This is a genomic window from Endozoicomonas sp. ALC020 (assembly GCF_049275935.1).
GTDB lineage: Bacteria > Pseudomonadota > Gammaproteobacteria > Pseudomonadales > Endozoicomonadaceae > Endozoicomonas_A.
Map to the genome: position 1 here is coordinate 6,487,743 of NZ_CP184830.1, position 20,272 is coordinate 6,508,014.

The window sequence follows — 20,272 nt, forward strand, 5'->3', positions numbered from 1 at the left end:
CGAGTCGGTACCGACTATACATGAAGACATTTGTCGTTCAAGTCCTGATTGAGAGAAGTAATGAAAAAGAAATCATCGACTACTGCATCCTGAATCAGATGGCGGACCGGACGGGACTCGAACCCGCGACCTCCGGCGTGACAGGCCGGCATTCTAACCAACTGAACTACCGGTCCGCTATACAGCTCAATTAACCTGCCACTTTGCGTCTTAACATTCAAAGTGGTGGGTGATGACGGGATCGAACCGCCGACCCTCTGCTTGTAAGGCAGATGCTCTCCCAGCTGAGCTAATCACCCTTCGGTCATGGCCGTGTGTCTCTCAACAACGCGGCGCATTATAAGCAGCGAACCGAACCTCACGCAACCGCCTTTAGACACTTTTTTTATAAGTATCGATAACATAGCATTGCAAAAGGATATTGAGGCTACGAGAAACCTTCCCGGTTAAAGCAGCTTTATGAATACTCAATACCGAAAACAACACACATTCTCTCACTTAGCGTAAGCCTGATGCGTATAATGCAGGCACTCAATTTTGCATGGACTCAATCATGTGGTTTAAAAACCTGATTTTCTATCGTTTCACCAAACCCATTGCATGGAACAGTGAAGAGCTGGAAGAAAAGCTCTCTGAAAAACGCTTTCGTGGCTGCAACAGTCAGGACATCAGCTCTTATGGCTGGGTGCCACCTTTGGGTCGCCATGGAGATATGCTGACTCACACCAGTGGTGATTTTGTCATGATCTGCGCCAAGAAAGAGGAAAAGATTCTTCCCGCCAGTGTTATCAAAGATGCCCTGGAAGAAAAAATAGAAACGATAGAACAGGAAGAACAACGGGAAGTGTTCAGTAAGGAAAAAAAAGCGCTCAAGGACGACATTATGATGGAGCTGCTGCCCAGAGCTTTCACCAAACATCAGAAAACGTTCGCTTACATGGATACAAGAGAGGGCTGGCTGGTTGTGGACGCTTCTTCTTTCAAGAAAGCAGAAGAACTGACCAGCTGTCTGAGAGAATGCCTCGGTAGCCTGCCGGTTATTAACCCCCCCTTAAAGAACCTGCCCTCAGCGTCCATGACACAATGGCTTTCAGAAAACCCTGCTGTCCCAGCCCCCTTTATTCTGGGTGACGAATGCGACCTGCGAGAGCCTGGTGATGAGGGTGGGCAAATCAATGTCCGTCGGCAGGCATTGATCACAGAAGAAATTCAGGCTCACCTGGAGGGCGGCATGCAGGTGAGCAAATTGTCCCTGCAATGGGATGAAGCACAAACTTTTGTGCTCAGTGATGATCTGATTGTACGAAAGCTGAAGTTCACTGAAGTGATCCAGGATCAACTGGACGAAGTAGAAGCAGAAACTGCGGCGGAACAATTCGATGCCGATTTCGCAGTCATGAGCCTTTCCCTGAGAAAGCTGATCAATGACCTGGCAGAGGCGCTAGGCGGACTTACAGAAGGGACAACTGAATCTTAAGCGACGGTTCAGGTAAGAAAACCCGCCACCGGGCTTCCCTTCACAGGAAGCCCAACTCATACCAACTCACTAATCCGTCAATGCATCAACCCAAACAGCTTGCCACGATAACGCTTGGCCAGTGGGTCTCCAGCCCCCAACTGATCAAAAACCTTCAACATTAACAGTCTGGCTCCGTCTTCACGGAAGGCACGGTCTGTTCTGACAATCAAAAGAAGGTTTTCCAGGGCCTGCTCATTGTCATCGGCAATCACCTGACGGATAGCAAGCTGATAACGAGCCTCATGATCGTTTTCATCATCATGAAGGCGAGCTTCCAGTTCTGCCATTTGCGGTGCCCGGACCACCATCTCATAGAAAGCCAGCTTCGCCCTGGGCTGGGCAATGCCTGCGGCATCGGCAGGCAGTGCAGCCATCAAGGCTTTGGCATCGTCAACACGATCCAGTTCCAGCAGAAGGTTAACCTGAAGTACCTGAAGCGCCTGATTTTCGGGCTCTTCCTGTAAAATCTGCTGCAACAGCAGCAGCGCCTGCTCGTGCTGCCCCTCGTCAATCAACTGATCGACCTGCAAACGTATACGCTCCACAGGGCTCATTGTCAAAGGATCCAGCACTTCTTTCAGAGCCACCTCAGTCTGTAAACCGGACAACACCTGCACAGGTTGTCCCTGATGGAAGAAAACCAGTGTCGGGACACTGCGGACACCCAGCTGAGCCATTAACTGCTGACCCAGAGGTTGATCTGCATCCAGTTTGGCCAACAAAAACTTACCCTGATAGCTCTCTACCAGATTGGCCAGAATCGGTAGCTGACTTTTGCAGGGCTCACACCACTCAGCCCAGATATCCAGTAGCACCGGTCGCTGGGCCGACTGTTCAACTAATACTTCTCGAACATTTTCTTCTGTCAGATCAACAATATTCGGCAATTCGTTCATACTCAGATTCTCTAGCCGCCTCGTCAGGAGTGCAGCATTCTTTAATAAAAAGTTGTCATAAAGGGCGTTAAAGGCAGCTCATATGACTTGTTAGTGAAGCATTACTGCAATCTTACCCACAAAATCTGTGGATAACTTTGTGGAAGAACCTGCCAAATCATTCAGAAAGACTGATTCTTACTGCCTCACATACAAATCGATCACTTTTTGATCAATTATTTTTCTTTAATTTTCAACAAGTTACAACTCATCCTTATAAAATCAATTACTTAGACCCGATGCGTTTTTTTGACGTCAAGGGCTTGACATTTGTGCATAAAAAACAGATGACGTAAGCCTTATTCAGATCATCTATTGAAAAAAGAGGGCAAATTACCGTCATACCGCAGGTTTTCGCTAATAACCAATCGCTATTAAGCGGCCAACCCCCGTCAACCGGCTCAAACGACTGAAGAACGCCCGACTAAAACCTTTAATCAATCAAACCATATTGATCCTTGAGAATGGCTACAATTTCGGCTTTGGGGCTGTCTGAGAGTTGAACAGGCTCGCCTGTAATGCGCTCAGCAATATCCAGATAGGTTCTGGATACAGCCATCATAATGGATTGAGGCAGCTCGTTTTCTTCGGCCAGGGCCCGTCGCTCGTGCATTCTGTCCTTGTTGAGCAGAATGTCAGGGTCAGGAAAATAATTCAGCAACTGTTGGCGAAAACCTTCCTTGGAGTTTTCCACCACCTTACCCACTCTGTATGACGCACCGTCCCAGATTCTGGATGAATCCGGTGTTCCTACTTCATCCATGTAAATTAGCCTGTCCTGACCACTGGCAGTGGCGACATACCCAAACTCAAACTTGGTATCCACAAACACCTGATCCAGCTTGCCAAGGGCTTCGGAAATGACATCAAAGCCTTCTTTAAGAAGCCTTTCATAACGATCAATATCTTCGGGCTTGTGAAAGTTAAAAGACCTGTAATTTGCCTCAAGGTCAGCACGAGTGATATTAACATCATCCACCTCCGGCACACCGGGAATCCCTTTCAGAATACCCTTGGTGGAAGGTGTTATCAGCAACTCCGGTAATTTCTGATCCTTCTCAAGACCATCCGGAAGCCGGATACCACAGAAATCACGCTCACCCTTGCTGTAGGCACGCCACATGGATCCTGTAATGTATTGACGACAGATCGCTTCAATCATCACTGGCCGGGCTTTTTGAACGATCCAGACGAAGGGATGGGGAATATCCAGTATGTGGCTGTCAGCCAGCCCCGATTCCCTGAACAATTTGAACCAGTGATTGGAGATCGCATTCAGGGCAGCCCCTTTTCCGGGTACACCCTGCATGTTTCCTTCACCCTTCCAGATGCAGTCAAAGGCACTCATCCGGTCAGAAATCACCATGATAGCCAGAGGCGTATCACCGGCTACATCATAGCCCTTTTCCCTGATCAGACGACGGCTGTCCGCCTCTGTCAACCAATAAACAGAGCGGACCTTACCTGAGTGCACGGGAAGCTCTGTTCGAATAGGAAGGTCGTTATTTACGGCCAGTACTTTATCAGCAAAGCTCATTGCCAACATCCTGCATTCTACTAATGGACAATCAACTGAAGCGAACAGGAGCCGCTCCATGGAACTGTTTCGTTGCCTGGCAAACAAAACAAAAAAGCCAGTCATGGAGACTGGCTTTTACAATGCGATTCTACCCTATTTGAGGTTTTCCTTCACAAGATTCAGCAACTTACGACTGATCTCGGCAGGTGCTGAGGTATTGGCATCCTTTTCTACCGAGACCCTGACGACCCCATTCAATTCTGAAACTCTCATTAACAGAACATCCTTGGGTGCCTCTTTCTTTTCATCGCCGCCAAACCAACCACTGAACCAGCCACTGGATTCTTTGTCTTTTTTGACCACTCCTTCAGGATCTACCTGCAGGTAGAAAATACCTGCGGAGCGGTTCTTATCGGTCACATCCACCCCAGCCTGTTGCAGTGCAGCATCAACAGCAGACCAGCTACGGGCATAGGAGAGCTGATCCATTCTCAGTAGCGGATTACCAGCACCGTCCTGCTCCATAACAGCCTGGTTGCCCAGATTCAGATCCTGAGCCAGATAAGAGACGGATTTTTCACTGCCATCACGCACCATGAACAGCAGCAGTTCATTCAATATACTGTCAACCATCTTCTGACTGCGCCCAGCAAAGTTGTTCCACCCTGGCTCAGTGGTGATTCTCTGGCCTTCTTCAGGAACGGCGCGAGACTTGATCTTCAAACGCACCTCAGAGGAATCTGGTTTCACACCCTGGCGCACTTCGAACTGGAAACGATCTTCAACAGGACCGGTCACCTCAGCACCCATCAACTTACTGAAGGCACGGGAGACATAACCTTTTTCCGGGTCTTTGCCCAGATCAGTCCACTCTGTTTCAAGAACGCCCTGTTTGACATCCCGGGATCTGGCCGGAATGTTGTTTTCTTCCAGGAAAGCCAGAACTTTTGGCCAGACTTCACCGGGCGAATGCCCCACCAGCAACCACTCTTCATCACCTGCCCTTTCGATGGTATAGACGCCACCTGCTTCCTGAGTCAGGCGCTGGTCAGGTCTGGGCACATCAAAATCGGATTCCAGTTGCGAGTGGTCCGCAGAAATGGGCGGAATAGACAAGGATTCCACCATGGGCTCTGCATTCATTTGCTCAGGTATTTCCAGCGACCTGGTCACCCGTGCCTGAGTATAATCACCGGATTTATCCCGGAAATAACCCTCCTTGCCGAATGGATTGGAACAACCTGCCAGTGCCAGAGCACAGGCCATAACCGGCAAGGTTTTCATCACTCGCGACATACGATCTCCATTCTGAAAAGCTCCATAACAATCCCCCGGATGATACCTTTTGTTTCCCGGGTTCAGTCATAATCAGGTGCCGGGATCAGGCTCAACGCCTGGTCCCTTGAATAATTAAATCAGTTCAGCCTGCTTCAAGGCTTCACGTAGAACCGGGTGGCAACCTTCGGACAAGGGCGTCAGTGGCAGGCGTATGCCCTCTCCAATCAGTCCCATTTCCGACAACGCCCATTTCACAGGAATCGGATTCGCCTCAACAAACAGATTCTGATGCAATCCGTCCAGTTTAGCGTTAATCGCCTCGGCTGTAGCGCGATCTCCATTAAGAGCCGCTACACACATTTCATGCATTTTCCGAGGAGCCAGATTATTGGTTACAGAAATAACACCGTTAGCGCCCTGCAACATCATCTCCATGCCGGTAGCGTCATCACCGGAGTATATAGCAAAGTCATTACCGCACAGTTCACGAATCTCGATGCCACGCTCGACAATGCCGGTGGCTTCTTTTATACCCACGATATTTTCGTGACCGGAAAGACGCGCCACAGTTTCAGGCAACATATCCACGGCGGTACGACCGGGTACATTATAGAGAATCTGAGGAATGGCCACAGAGTCAGCAATGGTTTTATAATGCAGGTACAAACCTTCCTGGGTTGGCTTGTTGTAATAAGGAGTCACCAGCAGGCAGGCATCAGCTCCCAGGATTTTTGCCTCTGCTGTCAATAAAACAGCTTCCTGGGTAGAATTTCCTCCGGTACCGGCAATCACCGGAATACGGCCACTAACCTGTCTGACAATCCGTTTAATCACTTCGCAGTGTTCTTGCACGGTCAGAGTAGCAGATTCTCCGGTAGTACCCACTGCCACGATGCCATCAGTACCTTCCTCTATATGAAATTCAACCAGTTTCTGGAGACGTTCCCAGTCCGGCTCTCCATCGTCCTGCATCGGGGTCACAAGCGCTACAAGGCTACCGGTAATCATCTATCCACTCCAAGAGATCAGTCATAAGCTGTGCATAATGTTACTGACGCGCACCGGCATTAACAAGAGCAGCGTTGACATTCTGCCCGACTCAGTCCAGCTTTATAGACCATTGTCAGTCATTCGCACTATGCTACAGGTTCGCTGCATCTGAAAACAATCTGTTGATCTGGCCGTTTTTGTGGCTGAATATAAAATTCTGACATCTATTAAAGCCAGCTGAAGCAGAGACAACCGTTTACTATTCAGACTTACTATCAAAGACAAGAGAATCGAAGGAAGAACAATGAGTTTTACCCTAGGCCAACCCGTTACGGAATTCACCGCCCAGGCAACCAATAACACCACCGTCACCCTGTCCGAACTGAAAGGCAAGAAGGTCGTCATCTATTTCTACCCCAAAGACAACACTCCGGGCTGCATCAGTGAAGGCCAGACTTTCCGGGATCTGTTCCAGGAATTTCAGGAAGCTGACACCCTGATTTTCGGTGTCTCCCGTGACAGCCTGAAATCTCACGAAAATTTCAAGGCTAAACATGAGTTCCCGTTCGAGCTGATCTCCGATCCGGACGAAGAACTCTGCAAACTGTTTGATGTCATCAAGTTAAAGAATATGTACGGCAAAGAGTACATGGGAATTGAGCGCAGCACGTTCCTCATTGATCGTGAGGGCACCCTGCAACACGAGTGGCGTAAGGTACGGATCAAAAACCATGTAGAAGACGTTCTACAGGCTACTCAGGCACTGGGTTAATCATCCAAACGGGCCATCTATCCGTGATGGCCCTCAAAGAAATATTCCAATGATAATCAGATGGACCGGTTTCGTTGTATTGATGAAAAGCTAGCTGACCTTTTCCACATCATGCACACTGGGCCAGGCATTCATCACTGCCTTTAGCAGGGTCGCCAGCGGAATAGCAAAGAATATTCCCCAGAAGCCCCAGACTCCCCCAAACACCAGAACCGCAACAATAATAGCAACCGGGTGCAGGTTAACCGCCTCGGAAAACAGCAGGGGAACCAGAACATTGCCATCCAGAGCCTGAATGATGCCGTACACAATCATCAGCATCATGAACTCATGTCCCACACCCCATTGAAACAGACCAATCAGGGCAATAGGAATGGTAACCACAGTGGCACCGATATAGGGAACCACTACTGAAAAGCCCACCAGCACAGACAGCAGAACGGCATAGTTCAACCCCAGCCAGGCAAAAGCCACAAAACTGACTCCACCAACAATCAAAATTTCAATAACCTTACCCCGTATGTAGTTGGCAATCTGGTCATTCATTTCGTCCGCCACCTGAATAATCAGGCGACGCCGCATAGGTAAGCGGTTACCAATCCAGCCGAGCAGTTCAGTTTTATCCTTAAGAAAAAAGAATACCAGGATGGGCACCAGAATCAGATAAACCAGGATACCCAGGGCACCAGGCAACCTGGAGATAGAGAACGACAACGCCCAGGGTCCGAACTTGGCCAGATGCATATTGATAGCACTACTGAGAGCCGCTGTCTGGGATTCCGAAATAAAGGCTGGATAGAGCTCTGGCAATTCTTTCAGAATCATCTGTCCCTGCCTCACCATATTCGGCAGCTCATTCAGTAAGCCGGTGACTTGCTGCCAGATCAATGGAATCAACAGGAATATTGAAATAAGCAGAACCGCCATAAAGAGAGTGAAAATGAGGCTGACGGCCAGGAGATGGGGTACCCCCCATTTTTCGAGTAAGTTCACCACACCTTGCATCAAAAATGCCAATACCATTGCCGCCAGCAGCGGGGCCAACATATTCCCCATAAAGATGATGACCAAAAACCCGGTCACCAGCATCAACAGTAGCACCAGAGCCTCATGATCTGACAGGTAACGGTTCAGCCAATCCCTGATGATATCCAGCATATTTTCTTCCTTATGACTTACTCAGAAAACTGACCAGGTTGTCTATTGTCAGTCTGGCTCGGGATATTAACAATCCGATCTTATTTATGCTCGAGAGTAAAGATAAATACCCCTGAAGCTTCATCACTGGCCAACAGTTTATGACCACTGATGCAGGCAAAGCTGGCAAAATCCCGAACCGAGCCCGGATCTGTGGCCTGAATCCGCAACACTTCGCCCTGATCCATTTTACTGAGCGCCTGCTTGGCTTTGAGCAGAGGGAGCGGACAACTCATTCCCTTCAGATCCAGTTCAACATCCACTTCTATCATAATGAAACTCATTCTCCCTCAGCGAAGCTGAAATTCAGCTGTACAGGAACTCTGCTGCCAATGTTATGCTGCACTGACTGATAATTAATAAACCAGTAAAGCGCTTACAGTGTAAAAATGTTTCCAAGTGCCATGCATACACTTGCCCAAAAACGGCAGGCAAGTTGTTACCACACCCGACTCTCACTAAAAGGCTCTGGTGCAAACGTCGCTGACCTGTAGAATAGAGAGATGACTGCTCTTTCCATCGCCAGAAGTTGCCAGTCATGATAAACGCACTTCCGGCCTCACCCGAAAGGTAAGGAGGCCGTAAAATACTATGTTTTTTTTCACGGCTGTTTGAGCCAGCACCTCTATGACGATACAGTGTACCGCAGATTATACGAGTATGGATATTCTATGAAGCAACCGGGTTTCCTGATGGCAGCCCTGCTAAGCACCTGGCTCGGAACTTCTTCCGCAGTGGTAAGCGCGGCCCCAATTGAACTGCCCAGACTGGGGGACAGCACCTCCGCAGTCGTCTCGCCTCAACAGGAGTATGAGCTGGGACAGACTTATCTGAAATATATACGTAGCCGAACCCGTACGGTGAGTGACCCCGAGGTCAAGGAATACCTCGAAAGACTCACCTATCGCCTGGCTGAATTCAGTGAGATTAAAGATCACCGATTAAACACCATAGTGATAGACAGTAGCGTATTGAACGCTTTTGCAGCACCGGGCGGAATCATCGGCGTCAACTCCGGACTGTTCTTCAACGCGGACACAGAGGCTCAATTTGCTGCCGTACTCGCTCACGAATTAGCACACCTGAGCCAGCGCCATTACGCCCGAAATGTTGAAGACGCCAAAAACAAGAGCCTGCCGACCGCTGCCGCTGTTCTTGCATCGGTTGTCCTGATGGCAACAGCAGGAACTGAAGTAGGTGCCGCAGCACTATCAACAACGATGGCCGGCATCCAGTCCAGTCGTTTGCGCTTCAGCAGACAATTTGAGCGCGAAGCAGACAATATTGGCATTCTGACTCTTGCCAAGGCGGGCTTTGATCCTCAGGCCATGCCTGAAATATTTGAGAACATGAACAAGTCCAGGCGTTATCAAAGCAGACCTCCGGAGTTTCTACTGACGCACCCTGTTACCGACAACCGTATTTCAGACTCCAGAGCCAGAGCTGCACAATTGCCTTCCAAGGGTTCCCAGGGCAGCAGCCTTGATTATTCTTTAATTCGAATGAGACTGTTCGTACTCAGCACCGAAGATCCGGCCCGTTACGCACATCAGTTACAGAAGGAGCTGGAGTCCAGTCATACCAGCTCGGAAGACATTACCCGCTATGGTCTTGCACTGGCGAGCATTGAAGCACGAGATTACAAAACAGCAGAAAAAGAACTGACTGCGCTGCTGAAGAAACACCCTCGCAACCTGCATTTGATTATGGCTCAGGCCAGACTCGAATCAGTTACCGGAAAATCCGATGAAGCGATTAAACGACTGGATGCGGCGCTTTCAATTCATCTGGATAACTATCCGTTGATGGCGACCAAAGCGGATATTCTGATTCAGGCAAAAAAATTCAGCGAAGCCAGAGACCTTCTTCTGAAACTGAGTCGCAGTCGACCCGACGACCCGGATATCTGGTATGAACTGGCGGAAGCCCAGGGTCAGTCCGATGACATTCTGGGCTTACACCAGGCTCGGGCAGAGTACTTCTTCTTAACAGGCAATCTTGACGATGCCATCAAGCACCTTCAGTTTGCTCGAAAAATGGTGGGAGATAATTACGCCCTGAGAGCCAAGATCGACAAAAAGTTAAACGACATATTCGAATATCGTAAGAAACTTGAAAAAAGCTGATCAGAAAAGGCCGTCATTGTCGGCGGCCATACCTCAGGCTGATAGTGATGCCGTGAAGTCGAGCATACGATTCAGAGGAATCAGAGACTTCTCTCGCAACTCATCATCGACATTCACCAGATTCAACTTGCCTGGTTTTTCCAGACACTGAACCAGTGCTTCCAGAGAGTTCATTGCCATCCACGGACAATGGGCACAACTCTTGCAGGTAGCACCGCTACCCGCAGTTGGAGCTTCTACAAAAGACTTGTCTGGGGAAGCCTGTTGCATTTTGTAGAAAATACCTCGATCCGTTGCCACGATAAAGGTTGAGTTTGGCATTTCCTGAGAGGCTTTCAGCAATTGGCTGGTAGAACCAACGACGTCTGCCACCTGGACAACAGAGTCTGGTGATTCAGGGTGCACAAGAATCGCAGCATCCGGGTAAACCCGTTTGAGGTCTTCAATACCCCTGGCCTTGAACTCTTCATGAACGATACAGCTACTGTTCCAGAGCAGCATGTCTGCCCCGGTGTTCTTTTGGATGTAACTGCCCAGATATTTATCCGGCCCCCAGATGATTTTTTTGCCCTGATCCATCAGATGCTCAACGATGTCCACAGCACAACTGGAAGTCACAACCCAGTCAGCCCGTGCTTTTACCGCCGCAGATGTATTGGCATAGACAACCACTTCACGATCGGGGTGCTGATCACAAAAAGCCGAAAACTCATCGACCGGACAGCCAAGATCAAGAGAGCACTCTGCCTCCAGCGTTGGCATCAGAACACGTTTTTGAGGGCTGAGAATCTTGGAAGTCTCACCCATAAAGCGAACGCCAGCAACGACCAGAGTATCCGCAAAGTGATCACGTCCAAAGCGAGCCATTTCCAGGGAGTCCGCTACATAACCACCGGTTTCTTCGGCCAGCGCCTGAACGACAGGGTCAGTGTAATAATGAGCAACAAGAACAGCGTTTTCCTGTTCCAGAAGCTCTCGCACTTTCTGCTTCAGTGCTTGCTCTTTTGCTTCGTCCAGGCCCTGAACGGGTGCGCTACCGAGATGCTCCTGAACAAATGCTCTATCACTAAGTACACTCATAAAAATTGTTCTGAAAGTCTCTAGAAGACATTATTAGGCAAATCCACGCGATTTTAACACAAATGAAAGATTCAGACAGCCGGGAAAAAGAGAAGAGGAGTTGGTGGGTCGTGTAGGATTCGAACCTACGACCAATTGGTTAAAAGCCAACTGCTCTACCAACTGAGCCAACGACCCGACGCGGCGCCATATTACTCAGTCGGTTAAATCTTGCAAGTTTTTTCTTCAGCCTTCCCTGCCTGTCAGGTATCAGGCGCTAACGCATCTGTTTAGTCACTGAATACTCATCTGCGAATGATTCCAACCCTGAAGTATTCCACTAAAACTGACCAGTTGACCCTCCGGTAACGTCCTGAATTTAGACTAGGATTATACCAGTTTCTATAAACCTCCTTTAACTAAGGTAGCCTCATGTCATCCAAAGGATTATGGCCTCTCTCCCTTTTTTTTACCTACGCTTTGTTATCCTCTGAAGCTGCCATTGCCAGCCAGAACGGAGTAATGCTTCTCGGCAGTAAAAAGCTGGATTACAGTGAAGATCAGCCAATCCTGGGAATTTCTTCCATCCGTTACGACAAAGCCTACAATCAATTCATTCTGCTTTCAGATGATACCGGGGCCATTCCCAACTATTACAACAAAAACGGCTTGCCCCGATACTATCTCATCCCGGAAGAAACCCTGATTACCAGGAAAGGCATTCCAAAAAGCAAAGGTACTTTCTTGCAAGAGTCTGGCAGACGGGTCAGAGAAGTTGTCATTGAACCTAATGACTCTGTTTTTTGGACAACCCATGGGCATATTGATACAGAAGGCTTTGACTTTCTTGGCGACAGTGCTTTTCTGGTCGCTTCGGAACAAAACGCGACCTTTCTGTTCAACCTGGTCTGCCCCTGGATTCGATTCCCTGGATGGAATATTCACAGCTCTCTTCTGAAAGTAGGAAGAGACGGATCTCTTCTGGGCGCATACCAATACCCCAGAGAATTTTCCAATATCGGCTGGCGCTTTGACTGGAAGATACCTCACTGGGTACCCGGCATCTATGACACTCAGTTCAACTGGCACAGTGAAGACCCCAATAAAAAGGGGGTCAAGCGAAACCGGGGCTTCGAAACTGTCATCCACCTTCCGGGAACCCCTGATTATCTTGCTATATCTGAACAGGGGATTCTTCAGGATAAACAACATCATAAAGGCCCTGTACCTGGTCGGGTATTGCGTTTCTCAATGGCTGAAGCGGTCCATCAGGTTTCAGCTTCTGTGAAACCAGACATTCAATACCACTATCAGCCCACTTCTGTTCCTGCAGAGCTTTACAACCCCGAGGTAGACGTCATTGTACAGAGCATCAGCGACGCCCAGGCCGTCAACAATCACCAGTTTCTTGTCATCGAAAAAAATTTCATCAGGAAAGCCGACAGAAAAACCGTAAACTATACATACACGGAAGTTTATCTGGTTGATCTGGATAACCCTCTTCCCCCAACCCAGGGCAATAAATGCACCTGTCCAGAAGAGCAACCGAAAGAGACTGCTAATACGTCTCTGCCCTTACTGAGAAAGAAGCTTCTGCTGAGCACCCGGGATTTTGAAAAAACCTTCCCGGACTTTAAAAGAATCAATATCGAAGGGGTGACGATTGGACCTCACGGGACTGACGACAGCAGGCTACTGGTTCTGGTTGGCGATAATGGTGCCAATTTTCCCAAGCCAAGAAGCACTGATGTTATCTTCTTCAGAGTGCCTGAAAAACTGTTCAAGATGCAATAGATCTCCTGACTGCCGTACTCAGGACTGGCTTGAGAACGACAGTATGAACTTGAACAGACCTGCAAACGTTCAGCGGTCAGGTTGGATCACTCAAGATTCTACATAAGGCGTTGGGTCGGCGACAGAGGCTTCGGCAAAGCCCTTTTTACGATAGCGGCAGCTGTCACAGACACCACAGGCGCGACCTTGTTCGTCAGCCTGATAACAAGAAACGGTCATCCCGTAATCAACCCCCAGACGACTGCCTTCCTTTATGATCTCAGCCTTGGTCAGCTCCAGCAGTGGAGCGCGGATATGAAAGTGATCCCCTTCAACTCCCGCTTTGGTGGCCAGGTTAGCCATTTTCTCGAAAGCCTCGAGGTACTCAGGACGACAATCCGGATAGCCGGAATAATCTACATCATTAGCGCCAATGAAAATGTCCCGGGCACCGAGAATTTCAGCCCAACCCAGTGCCAGAGAAAGAAATACAGTATTTCGTGCTGGTACATAAGTTACAGGGATACCCTCGCCCAGATCCTCAGGGACATCAATATCATCATCTGTCAAAGCAGAGCCACCAAGATCACGCAAGTCCAGTTTCAGGGTTTTATGATCCCTGGCACCCAATGCCTCAGAAACACGAATAGAGGCTTCGAGTTCTGCTCTGTGTCGCTGACCGTAATCAAAGCTGACGGTATAGCACTCATATCCCTGATCTCTGGCAATGGCGAGTACTGTGGAAGAATCCAGACCACCGGACAGTAAAATGACTGCTTTTTTTGTCATGCTCTTTATTCCTATTTTTCTTCGCTCATGGCCTGCTTTTCTATAAATGCGGCCAAGTCGAGGGTTACAGCGACGCTCGCGACAATCGACGATCCAGCGCTGACCAGACTGTTATAAAACGCTTACGAGTTAACTTAAATAGCTTGCAGCCTACCTGATTAGGATTTTGACTCAAACACCGGCTTTGTCGCCCCAGATCACGCGATGTAATTGCACCTGAAACCGAACCGGAAGCTTGTCTGAGATGATCCAGTCAGCCAGCCGATCAGGAGCCAACTGGTCGTTGACGGGAGAAAACAGTATATCTGACACCCGGCCCGCAAGGTTGTACTGCAACATTTTACTGACCGACCACTCATAATCTTCCCGATTGGCAATGACGAACTTAACCTGGTCATTAGCGGTAAGGTGTTCAATATTCTCGTACAGATTCCTGTGACTTTCACCAGATGCCGGTGGCTTGAGGTCGAGCACTTTGACCACTCGCTCATCCACCAGGGAAACATCCAGAGCACCACTGGTTTCCAGTGATACTTCATAGCCTTTGTCTACCAGCTGCTCAAGCAGAGGCAGACAATTTGGCTGCCCAAGAGGTTCACCGCCTGTTACACAGACATATTTAGCGCCATAGTCGTCTACCTCCTTTATGATCTCGTCGAGAGACATACGGGTGCCACCGTGAAATGAGTACTCGGTATCACACCAGACACAACGAAGTGGACAGCCCGTCAGACGGACAAACACTGTAGGCAGGCCCGAGGTACGGGACTCTCCCTGCAGGGAGTGAAAAATTTCAGTAATTCTGAGGGTATCAGCAGTCATTGAGCTCTCACCAGACATTCAGGTCGGCAATACTAGGAGCCCATCCTACTTAAGTCAATTTTGGTTTAACTGCCCGAGCAGAATGCAAGATCCCCTCAAGGGAGAAAACAGGAAATGGATGAAATACCCAAACAGAGTCGACGCCCACCCGGAGGCAGGCAGAATTAATCAGGAATCGGACATATTCCTGAGATAGGTATCTGACAATCGGGCAGCAGCACTGCCGGGGTATTGACTGATCACTGATTCAAGGTGTTTCCTGGCAGCGTCTTTTTCGCCTTGCAAATCAAGAATACGACCCAGCTTGTAGGTAGCGTCAGATACTTTCGGACTGTCCGGATAATTGTCAATCAGAGACTGAAAGTCGCCCAGAGCTTCCTTGTATTTGCCCTGAGCCATCTGAACTTCACCTAACCAGTATTGGGCATTATCCGAAAACTGACCTTTGGGATAGTCTTTCAACAACTTTTTCAAGGCCGTAATAGCCTCATCAAAACGCTTGTCCTTGATCAGGGAGAAAGCAGCCTGATAAGCAGCTTCCTCGCGGGCACCAGTCTCAGACACTGAAGGCTTGTTACCGATAGCAGGTAAAGTCACCGGGGAGTTTGAAGCGCCTCCTGCGGCAGCAGGCGCCTCACCAGAAGAGTCACCCAGACGAGAAATGCGCTGATCAAGATCCAGGTAACGCTCCCGGTTCTCTTTCTGCAGCTGCCTGATCTGATAAGCCTGCTCTTCCAACTGCCCTCTGAGGGTCATGGTCTCCTGACGAAGCTCATCCACCAGGTTCAATAAGTGGGCAGTACCTCCTGCCGATGATGCCACTGAAGTCGATTCACGAGTTTGTGAACTCTTGACAGAATAAGCATTTCCAGAAGGCTGGGAGTCCACCACCGGCACCTCTGCCTGAACATAAGAGGCCAGGCCGACAACAACAAAAGCAGAGCAAACAGATCGTTTCAGAGGCATTCAGTCTCATTCCCTGTCGGGCAGCCATGAGTCTGAAATGCTGCCCACCCAAGGGCTTTGCACCAGTGAATGGGCCATGGCTGCATTATGAAATCAATATTTTTCTAAAACTATGGCCATCAGTTGATCACAATGTGAGCACGACGGTTCATAGCCCAGGCAGTTGCATTGTGAGCCGGGTCCAGAGGCTTCTCAAAACCAAAGCTAATCACTTCAATGCGGCTTGGAGATACACCCTTGCTGACCAGGTAGTTCTTAACTGCATTAGCACGACGCTCGCCCAGAGCCAGGTTATATGTGCGAGTTCCGCGCTCATCCGTATTACCCTGAATGGTGATTTTCTTGCCACGGCCTTCAGAGGAATTCAGATAAATAGCCTGTACGTCCAGAGCCTTATAATCGCTCTCTTTCAGCTTAGAGCTGTCAAAAGCAAAGTGATAAGTTTTATGCGCCAGCAATTGTTCGATCTCTTCAGGGGTAGCCTGAATCTCACCGCTATCAATTACGGCTTGAACAGCAGGGCTATAAGCAGGGAAGGTTTCAATCACAACTTCTTCAGTCGCGAAGTCAGTGTTAGATTCAACATCAGAAGTACTCTGACCACCTGTAGAGGCACAACCAGCCAGCCAGAGTGCAGTGGCAGTGAGTGCGGTGGCTTTGACAAAATTGGCAAAACGCATGACAAGCTCCAATTGTTCGTTCAATGTTGGTAAATCAAAATCAATGTATTGATTGATGCAGTACAGTATCAGAACTGCAGACTCCGGACTAGCCCGAATACCAAGGGGGTCAGCTGAACTTGCAACTTCTTCGGCCTGAAATCCGGAAAGAGCGTCCAGCGCTACAGATGAATTTGATTGAATAAATTAACTATTCGCACAAGACCATTTGAAGAGCTGGCTCACTCTACTGAATTTTATGCTCGAATGCCAAGTTCGACTGACTCCAGCGAACCAATCCAACCCGATTTAGCGCTGTGTAGCTATTGATGGCCCCCAAACCGGCTCTCTGACATCACCCTCGGCCGATGGCAAGCGATATTTTACCCGACCATCCGCTGTAACAATGCCAAGCTCCCCGTTTTTGCCTCCCGATACCGCATAGATTAGACGACGGCCCCCAGGGGAAACACTGGGTGAATCTTCCAACCGGGCAGACGTAAGCTGACGCAGTCGTCCAGTATCAAGATCCAGAATGGCGATGTTAAATTCTGTGGCTCCCTGACCTTTATGGACTAGTGCCAGAGATTTACCATCAGGGAATACTTTAGCACGGGCATTGAATTTACCAGTAAACGTCAGCCGTTTAGGTTTGCCTTCAGCAACCACAGTACCGTTCGACAACCTTTCAAGACCGATCTGATAAATCTGGGCACTGCCTCCCCGGTTAGATGTAAAGATCAGACTTTTCCCATCTGGCATCCAGTCTGGCTCAGTATCAATCGAGAAATGTGATGTAATCTGACTGAGTTTGTCAGTGGCCAGATCCATCACATAAATGTCCGGATTCTGCTCCTTGGACAGAACCAGTGCCAACTGCCTGCCATCAGGAGAAAATACCGGAGAGCTGTTCAACCCTTTGAAGTCAGTTATCTTCTGACGTTTACCGGTAGCCAGTTCCTGAATATAGATAGCCGGACGACCGGTTTCAAAAGAAGCATAGGCAACACGACTGCCGTCGGGTGACCAGCTCGGTGACAGTATAGGCTCTCTTGAACGAAGTATCTCGCGCTGGCGCTGACCATCGGCATCGGCATAGTTTAGACTGTAATCCGTATGTTCAGCACTTTTACGATCAGCAGTGACATACATGATTCGGGTCGAGAAATCGCCGGGAATACCGGTGATCTTTTCATATATCGCATCACTGATATGATGAGCCAACCCGCGCAGCTGACTTTCATCGCCTCGAACCCTGCCTTTCATAATGCTTTTCTGGCGAACAATATCAAACAGCTGATAGTCCACTTCAAACGTATTGCCTTCCTGTTTAACCTCTCCGGTAACCAGGTAGGAAGCACCCAGTATATTCCAGTCACGGTAAACAACATCTTTGGCACTGGATGGAAAGCTGAGCATATCCTTTCTGGGCAAAGCTGCAAACAGGCCGCTGAAATGAAGGTTATCTTCTACAACAGAAGCCATATCTTCGGGCAGAATTTTCTTACCATTCCAGCTGAAGGGTGGTACTGCCACCTTGACGGCCTTGTCATTACCCTGGGTTACTTCGATTGTGAGAATGGCCTGAGCACTCTGCATTGATAACAGCAGGGCAACAAACAGAGATGAGACCAAAACGCTCCTACTTCGGAACCATGAAAATATTGCAGAAGAGATTAATAGGTAAACACGACGACAGGTGTCTTCCCTGAAGACAGTCTGCTTACTTTTAAAGCTGCCCGACAATCCGGCAGAAAACCATTGCAGTTGTTGCTTCATCTCACCAGATCCTCTGGCCTGAACCTAAAGTTAATGCGCTTGAATTTATTATCGAACACACGCCGTTCCAGCTTTTTCAATTCAGGAAAAGGCGCCGCCCTCTGTATCGCCTGTACGACAGAACGATCATAGGCATCATTACCACTGCCTTCAAGCAACCTTACTTCCAGCAAGTCACCAAAAGGCGACAGACTGAGCTGAACCAGAGCCACCATATTGTTACGGGCACTGGGCGGTCGGTTCCAGTTCCGGGCAATAAGGTTTTTCAGCAGTTCGGAGTAGTAAGCTACTTCTCCAGCCTCTTGTTCTGCCTGCTCGGCAGCAACTGCCTGAGCCTGTTCACGGGCAACCCGCTCCTGCTCAAGCTGTCTGAGTAACGCTTCCTGTTGCTTTTTCTTCCTGTTTTCTTCAGCCAGACGCTGCTGTCGCTCTTGTTCTTTACGAGCTGCTTTTTCCTTTTTTGCTTTCTCTTTGGCTGCATGCTCTTTTTTCAGAGCCAGCTCTTTCTGTTTTTTAATTTCTGCCTGTCGGCGGGCTTCTTCTTTGCGCTTCTGAGCAGCAAGCTCACGAGCTTTTTGTGCCGAGTTGTCTACAACAGGCTTGGGCGCTGGCGGTATTGGCTTTGGCTGGGCAATTTCAACGACACTGGCTTTGATACTTTTTGGCGCTACAATCCTCAACTCATCTGCAGTTGACCAGTCCCAGGACACCAGACCCAGTATCAGAACGTGCAGCAGTAAGGAAAACACCACTGCAAACCCGTAACCCTGAAAAAGCTTATGATTCAATAAAGCACCGATCAATGGAATTTTCTTCATTACAGCCCTGCGTTCCACAACACCATGATCATGATTTGTTCTGACTGACAGTCAAACCAGGGGATAACACTTTCTATCATCAGCGCTTCGTCCGTTCATTGAGCAACGCAGGATCTGTAATCAATCCCACATCATTAACACCTACTCCCTGTAATCTGGCCATCAGCTCAACCACTGAGCCATAGTCAACTTTACGATCCCCCTTTATCAACACCCGGGTCTCGGGACTGGCAGAAAGAACCTTACCTACCTTCTCACTGATTTCATCCATTCCTTTGGCACTTTCCTGATGACCGCCCAGATCAATAAAGAACTTGCCATCGGACTGGACAGAGATAATCAGAGTCTTGGCATCATCAGGCAGTGGCATCGGATTACTGGTTGCCTTCGGAAGTTCTACCTTTACCCCCTGAGTCAGCATCGGGGCACTGACCATAAAGGCCACCAGCATGACCATCATGATGTCGATAAACGGCACCATGTTGATTTCTGACATCGGCTTGCGCCGGGTTCTGGATCGAGCCATGATTTTTTTACTCGCTCCCTTAGCCTGCAGTGCGACGACTGTGAACCTTGCGATGAAGAATACTGGAAAATTCATCCGCAAAGGTCTCGTAGTTCGACAGCAGGGCTTCCACTCTGGATGCGTAACGGTTATAAGCTACCACCGCAGGAATCGCAGCTACCAGACCAACCGCTGTCGTCATCAGGGCTTCAGCAATACCAGGAGCAACCGATGCCAGAGTGGCCTGCTGCACATTTGCCAGCCCACGGAAAGAGTTCATAATGCCGACTACGGTACCGAACAGACCAACATAAGGACAGGTCGAACCGACACTGGCCAGAAAGGGCAGATGCGTTTCCAGTTTTTCCTGCTCACGGGAGATGGCCACTCTCATGGCTCTCTGTGTGGCTTCCATGACAGCATCAGCCTCTCCAGTACCCTGAGAACGCATGCGGGAAAACTCACTAAAGCCTGAACGGAAAACCAATTCCAGACCACCCAGGTCTTCTTCTTTGTCCAGCTCTTTATAGAGCTGGGTCAGATCCATCCCCGACCAGAAGCGATCTTCAAAGGCCGTCATATTGCGTTGAGCGGAACGAATGAGTACGCCACGCTGAACGATCATCACCCAGGAAACAACAGATGCCACCACCAGCAGTATCAGCACCAGTAAAACGATCCAACTGGCATTGCCTACCAGTGACCAAATGGACATGCTATCTGCCACTGAAAACCTCGCTTTTAATTTGATTAATACTTGTTAGAG

At 48.9% G+C, this 20,272-nt stretch carries 19 protein-coding genes and 3 tRNA genes; 4 read left to right on the forward strand and 18 right to left on the reverse strand.

Features of this window, described 5'->3' with window-relative positions; genetic code table 11:
• Positions 1-99: 99 nt before the first annotated feature.
• Positions 100-176 (reverse strand) — tRNA-Asp (locus tag ACOJUO_RS24195).
• Positions 177-223: 47 nt separating this feature from the next.
• Positions 224-299 (reverse strand) — tRNA-Val (locus ACOJUO_RS24200).
• Between the two features lie 254 nt (positions 300-553).
• Between ACOJUO_RS24200 and rdgC the strand changes: the two genes are divergently transcribed.
• Positions 554-1,477, forward strand: a complete 924-nt coding sequence (gene rdgC / locus ACOJUO_RS24205) for a recombination-associated protein RdgC (protein WP_422138438.1) — start codon at positions 554-556, stop codon at positions 1,475-1,477.
• A gap of 77 nt (positions 1,478-1,554) precedes the next feature.
• Here rdgC and ACOJUO_RS24210 read toward each other — a convergent pair whose 3' ends face one another.
• The 4 genes from ACOJUO_RS24210 to dapA form a co-directional block, all read right to left on the reverse strand.
• Complete coding sequence (locus ACOJUO_RS24210) at positions 1,555-2,415, reverse strand: tetratricopeptide repeat protein (protein WP_422138439.1); 861 nt, start codon at positions 2,413-2,415, stop codon at positions 1,555-1,557.
• A 472-nt stretch (positions 2,416-2,887) separates the two neighbouring features.
• The gene (locus tag ACOJUO_RS24215; protein WP_422138440.1) at positions 2,888-3,991 is read right to left on the reverse strand and encodes a phosphoribosylaminoimidazolesuccinocarboxamide synthase; all 1,104 of its coding nucleotides are present in this window, start codon (positions 3,989-3,991) and stop codon (positions 2,888-2,890) included.
• 135 nt (positions 3,992-4,126) lie between these two features.
• Positions 4,127-5,269 carry an outer membrane protein assembly factor BamC gene (gene bamC / locus ACOJUO_RS24220; RefSeq protein WP_422138441.1) on the reverse strand — a complete coding sequence of 381 codons (1,143 nt, stop codon included), beginning with the start codon at positions 5,267-5,269 and terminating at the stop codon, positions 4,127-4,129.
• Between the two features lie 114 nt (positions 5,270-5,383).
• Positions 5,384-6,259, reverse strand: a complete 876-nt coding sequence (gene dapA, locus ACOJUO_RS24225) for a 4-hydroxy-tetrahydrodipicolinate synthase (protein ID WP_422138442.1) — start codon at positions 6,257-6,259, stop codon at positions 5,384-5,386.
• A 286-nt stretch (positions 6,260-6,545) separates the two neighbouring features.
• Between dapA and ACOJUO_RS24230 the strand changes: the two genes are divergently transcribed.
• Positions 6,546-7,013 (forward strand): peroxiredoxin, encoded by a 468-nt coding sequence (locus ACOJUO_RS24230; protein WP_422134443.1) that lies wholly within the window; start codon positions 6,546-6,548, stop codon positions 7,011-7,013.
• 90 nt (positions 7,014-7,103) lie between these two features.
• Here the strand turns inward: ACOJUO_RS24230 and ACOJUO_RS24235 are convergent, their stop codons facing one another.
• Positions 7,104-8,171, reverse strand: a complete 1,068-nt coding sequence (locus ACOJUO_RS24235; protein ID WP_422134444.1) for an AI-2E family transporter — start codon at positions 8,169-8,171, stop codon at positions 7,104-7,106.
• Between the two features lie 80 nt (positions 8,172-8,251).
• Positions 8,252-8,494: a sulfurtransferase TusA family protein gene (locus tag ACOJUO_RS24240; protein WP_422134445.1), complete on the reverse strand. Its 243-nt coding sequence runs from the start codon at positions 8,492-8,494 to the stop codon at positions 8,252-8,254.
• 387 nt (positions 8,495-8,881) lie between these two features.
• Between ACOJUO_RS24240 and ACOJUO_RS24245 the strand changes: the two genes are divergently transcribed.
• Positions 8,882-10,336, forward strand: a complete 1,455-nt coding sequence (locus tag ACOJUO_RS24245; RefSeq protein ID WP_422138443.1) for a M48 family metalloprotease — start codon at positions 8,882-8,884, stop codon at positions 10,334-10,336.
• Between the two features lie 33 nt (positions 10,337-10,369).
• On the opposite strand, the gene nadA is transcribed toward ACOJUO_RS24245, so the two are convergent.
• Both nadA and ACOJUO_RS24255 read right to left on the reverse strand, forming a co-directional pair.
• The gene (gene nadA / locus ACOJUO_RS24250) at positions 10,370-11,416 is read right to left on the reverse strand and encodes a quinolinate synthase NadA (protein ID WP_422134447.1); all 1,047 of its coding nucleotides are present in this window, start codon (positions 11,414-11,416) and stop codon (positions 10,370-10,372) included.
• Positions 11,417-11,517: 101 nt separating this feature from the next.
• A tRNA-Lys gene (locus ACOJUO_RS24255) sits at positions 11,518-11,593 on the reverse strand.
• Between the two features lie 234 nt (positions 11,594-11,827).
• Here ACOJUO_RS24255 and ACOJUO_RS24260 point away from each other — a divergent pair.
• On the forward strand, positions 11,828-13,189 hold the full coding sequence (locus ACOJUO_RS24260) for an esterase-like activity of phytase family protein (RefSeq protein WP_422138444.1): 1,362 nt from the start codon (positions 11,828-11,830) through the stop codon (positions 13,187-13,189).
• A gap of 90 nt (positions 13,190-13,279) precedes the next feature.
• On the opposite strand, the gene queC is transcribed toward ACOJUO_RS24260, so the two are convergent.
• The 8 genes from queC to tolQ form a co-directional block, all read right to left on the reverse strand.
• Positions 13,280-13,957, reverse strand: a complete 678-nt coding sequence (gene queC / locus ACOJUO_RS24265; protein WP_422134449.1) for a 7-cyano-7-deazaguanine synthase QueC — start codon at positions 13,955-13,957, stop codon at positions 13,280-13,282.
• A 171-nt stretch (positions 13,958-14,128) separates the two neighbouring features.
• Complete coding sequence (gene queE, locus ACOJUO_RS24270) at positions 14,129-14,779, reverse strand: 7-carboxy-7-deazaguanine synthase QueE (protein ID WP_422138445.1); 651 nt, start codon at positions 14,777-14,779, stop codon at positions 14,129-14,131.
• A gap of 168 nt (positions 14,780-14,947) precedes the next feature.
• Positions 14,948-15,745 carry a tol-pal system protein YbgF gene (gene ybgF, locus ACOJUO_RS24275; RefSeq protein ID WP_422138446.1) on the reverse strand — a complete coding sequence of 266 codons (798 nt, stop codon included), beginning with the start codon at positions 15,743-15,745 and terminating at the stop codon, positions 14,948-14,950.
• Positions 15,746-15,864: 119 nt separating this feature from the next.
• Positions 15,865-16,425, reverse strand: coding sequence for an OmpA family protein (locus ACOJUO_RS24280; RefSeq protein WP_422134452.1), 561 nt, complete (start codon positions 16,423-16,425; stop codon positions 15,865-15,867).
• Between the two features lie 288 nt (positions 16,426-16,713).
• Positions 16,714-18,183, reverse strand: a complete 1,470-nt coding sequence (tolB, locus tag ACOJUO_RS24285) for a Tol-Pal system beta propeller repeat protein TolB (RefSeq protein WP_422138447.1) — start codon at positions 18,181-18,183, stop codon at positions 16,714-16,716.
• Positions 18,180-19,001, reverse strand: a complete 822-nt coding sequence (locus ACOJUO_RS24290; protein WP_422134454.1) for an energy transducer TonB — start codon at positions 18,999-19,001, stop codon at positions 18,180-18,182. Before ACOJUO_RS24290 ends, tolB begins: the two co-directional genes overlap by 4 nt.
• A 79-nt stretch (positions 19,002-19,080) precedes the next feature.
• The gene (gene tolR / locus ACOJUO_RS24295) at positions 19,081-19,527 is read right to left on the reverse strand and encodes a protein TolR (protein ID WP_422134455.1); all 447 of its coding nucleotides are present in this window, start codon (positions 19,525-19,527) and stop codon (positions 19,081-19,083) included.
• Between the two features lie 19 nt (positions 19,528-19,546).
• A complete protein-coding gene (gene tolQ, locus ACOJUO_RS24300; protein ID WP_422138448.1) occupies positions 19,547-20,221 on the reverse strand; it encodes a protein TolQ in 675 nt (224 codons plus the stop codon).
• Between the last annotated feature and the right edge of the window lie 51 nt (positions 20,222-20,272).

Bases quoted from the DNA above. Each gene is read 5' to 3' on its own strand.
- rdgC (WP_422138438.1), top strand. From the start codon at position 554: ATGTGGTTTAAAAACCTGATTTTCTATCGTTTCACCAAACCCATTGCA.
- ACOJUO_RS24210 (WP_422138439.1), bottom strand. From the start codon at position 2,415: ATGAACGAATTGCCGAATATTGTTGATCTGACAGAAGAAAATGTTCGA.
- ACOJUO_RS24215 (WP_422138440.1), bottom strand. From the start codon at position 3,991: ATGAGCTTTGCTGATAAAGTACTGGCCGTAAATAACGACCTTCCTATT.
- bamC (WP_422138441.1), bottom strand. From the start codon at position 5,269: ATGTCGCGAGTGATGAAAACCTTGCCGGTTATGGCCTGTGCTCTGGCA.
- dapA (WP_422138442.1), bottom strand. From the start codon at position 6,259: ATGATTACCGGTAGCCTTGTAGCGCTTGTGACCCCGATGCAGGACGAT.
- ACOJUO_RS24230 (WP_422134443.1), top strand. From the start codon at position 6,546: ATGAGTTTTACCCTAGGCCAACCCGTTACGGAATTCACCGCCCAGGCA.
- ACOJUO_RS24235 (WP_422134444.1), bottom strand. From the start codon at position 8,171: ATGCTGGATATCATCAGGGATTGGCTGAACCGTTACCTGTCAGATCAT.
- ACOJUO_RS24240 (WP_422134445.1), bottom strand. From the start codon at position 8,494: ATGAGTTTCATTATGATAGAAGTGGATGTTGAACTGGATCTGAAGGGA.
- ACOJUO_RS24245 (WP_422138443.1), top strand. From the start codon at position 8,882: ATGAAGCAACCGGGTTTCCTGATGGCAGCCCTGCTAAGCACCTGGCTC.
- nadA (WP_422134447.1), bottom strand. From the start codon at position 11,416: ATGAGTGTACTTAGTGATAGAGCATTTGTTCAGGAGCATCTCGGTAGC.
- ACOJUO_RS24260 (WP_422138444.1), top strand. From the start codon at position 11,828: ATGTCATCCAAAGGATTATGGCCTCTCTCCCTTTTTTTTACCTACGCT.
- queC (WP_422134449.1), bottom strand. From the start codon at position 13,957: ATGACAAAAAAAGCAGTCATTTTACTGTCCGGTGGTCTGGATTCTTCC.
- queE (WP_422138445.1), bottom strand. From the start codon at position 14,779: ATGACTGCTGATACCCTCAGAATTACTGAAATTTTTCACTCCCTGCAG.
- ybgF (WP_422138446.1), bottom strand. From the start codon at position 15,745: ATGCCTCTGAAACGATCTGTTTGCTCTGCTTTTGTTGTTGTCGGCCTG.
- ACOJUO_RS24280 (WP_422134452.1), bottom strand. From the start codon at position 16,425: ATGCGTTTTGCCAATTTTGTCAAAGCCACCGCACTCACTGCCACTGCA.
- tolB (WP_422138447.1), bottom strand. From the start codon at position 18,183: ATGAAGCAACAACTGCAATGGTTTTCTGCCGGATTGTCGGGCAGCTTT.
- ACOJUO_RS24290 (WP_422134454.1), bottom strand. From the start codon at position 19,001: ATGAAGAAAATTCCATTGATCGGTGCTTTATTGAATCATAAGCTTTTT.
- tolR (WP_422134455.1), bottom strand. From the start codon at position 19,527: ATGGCTCGATCCAGAACCCGGCGCAAGCCGATGTCAGAAATCAACATG.
- tolQ (WP_422138448.1), bottom strand. From the start codon at position 20,221: ATGTCCATTTGGTCACTGGTAGGCAATGCCAGTTGGATCGTTTTACTG.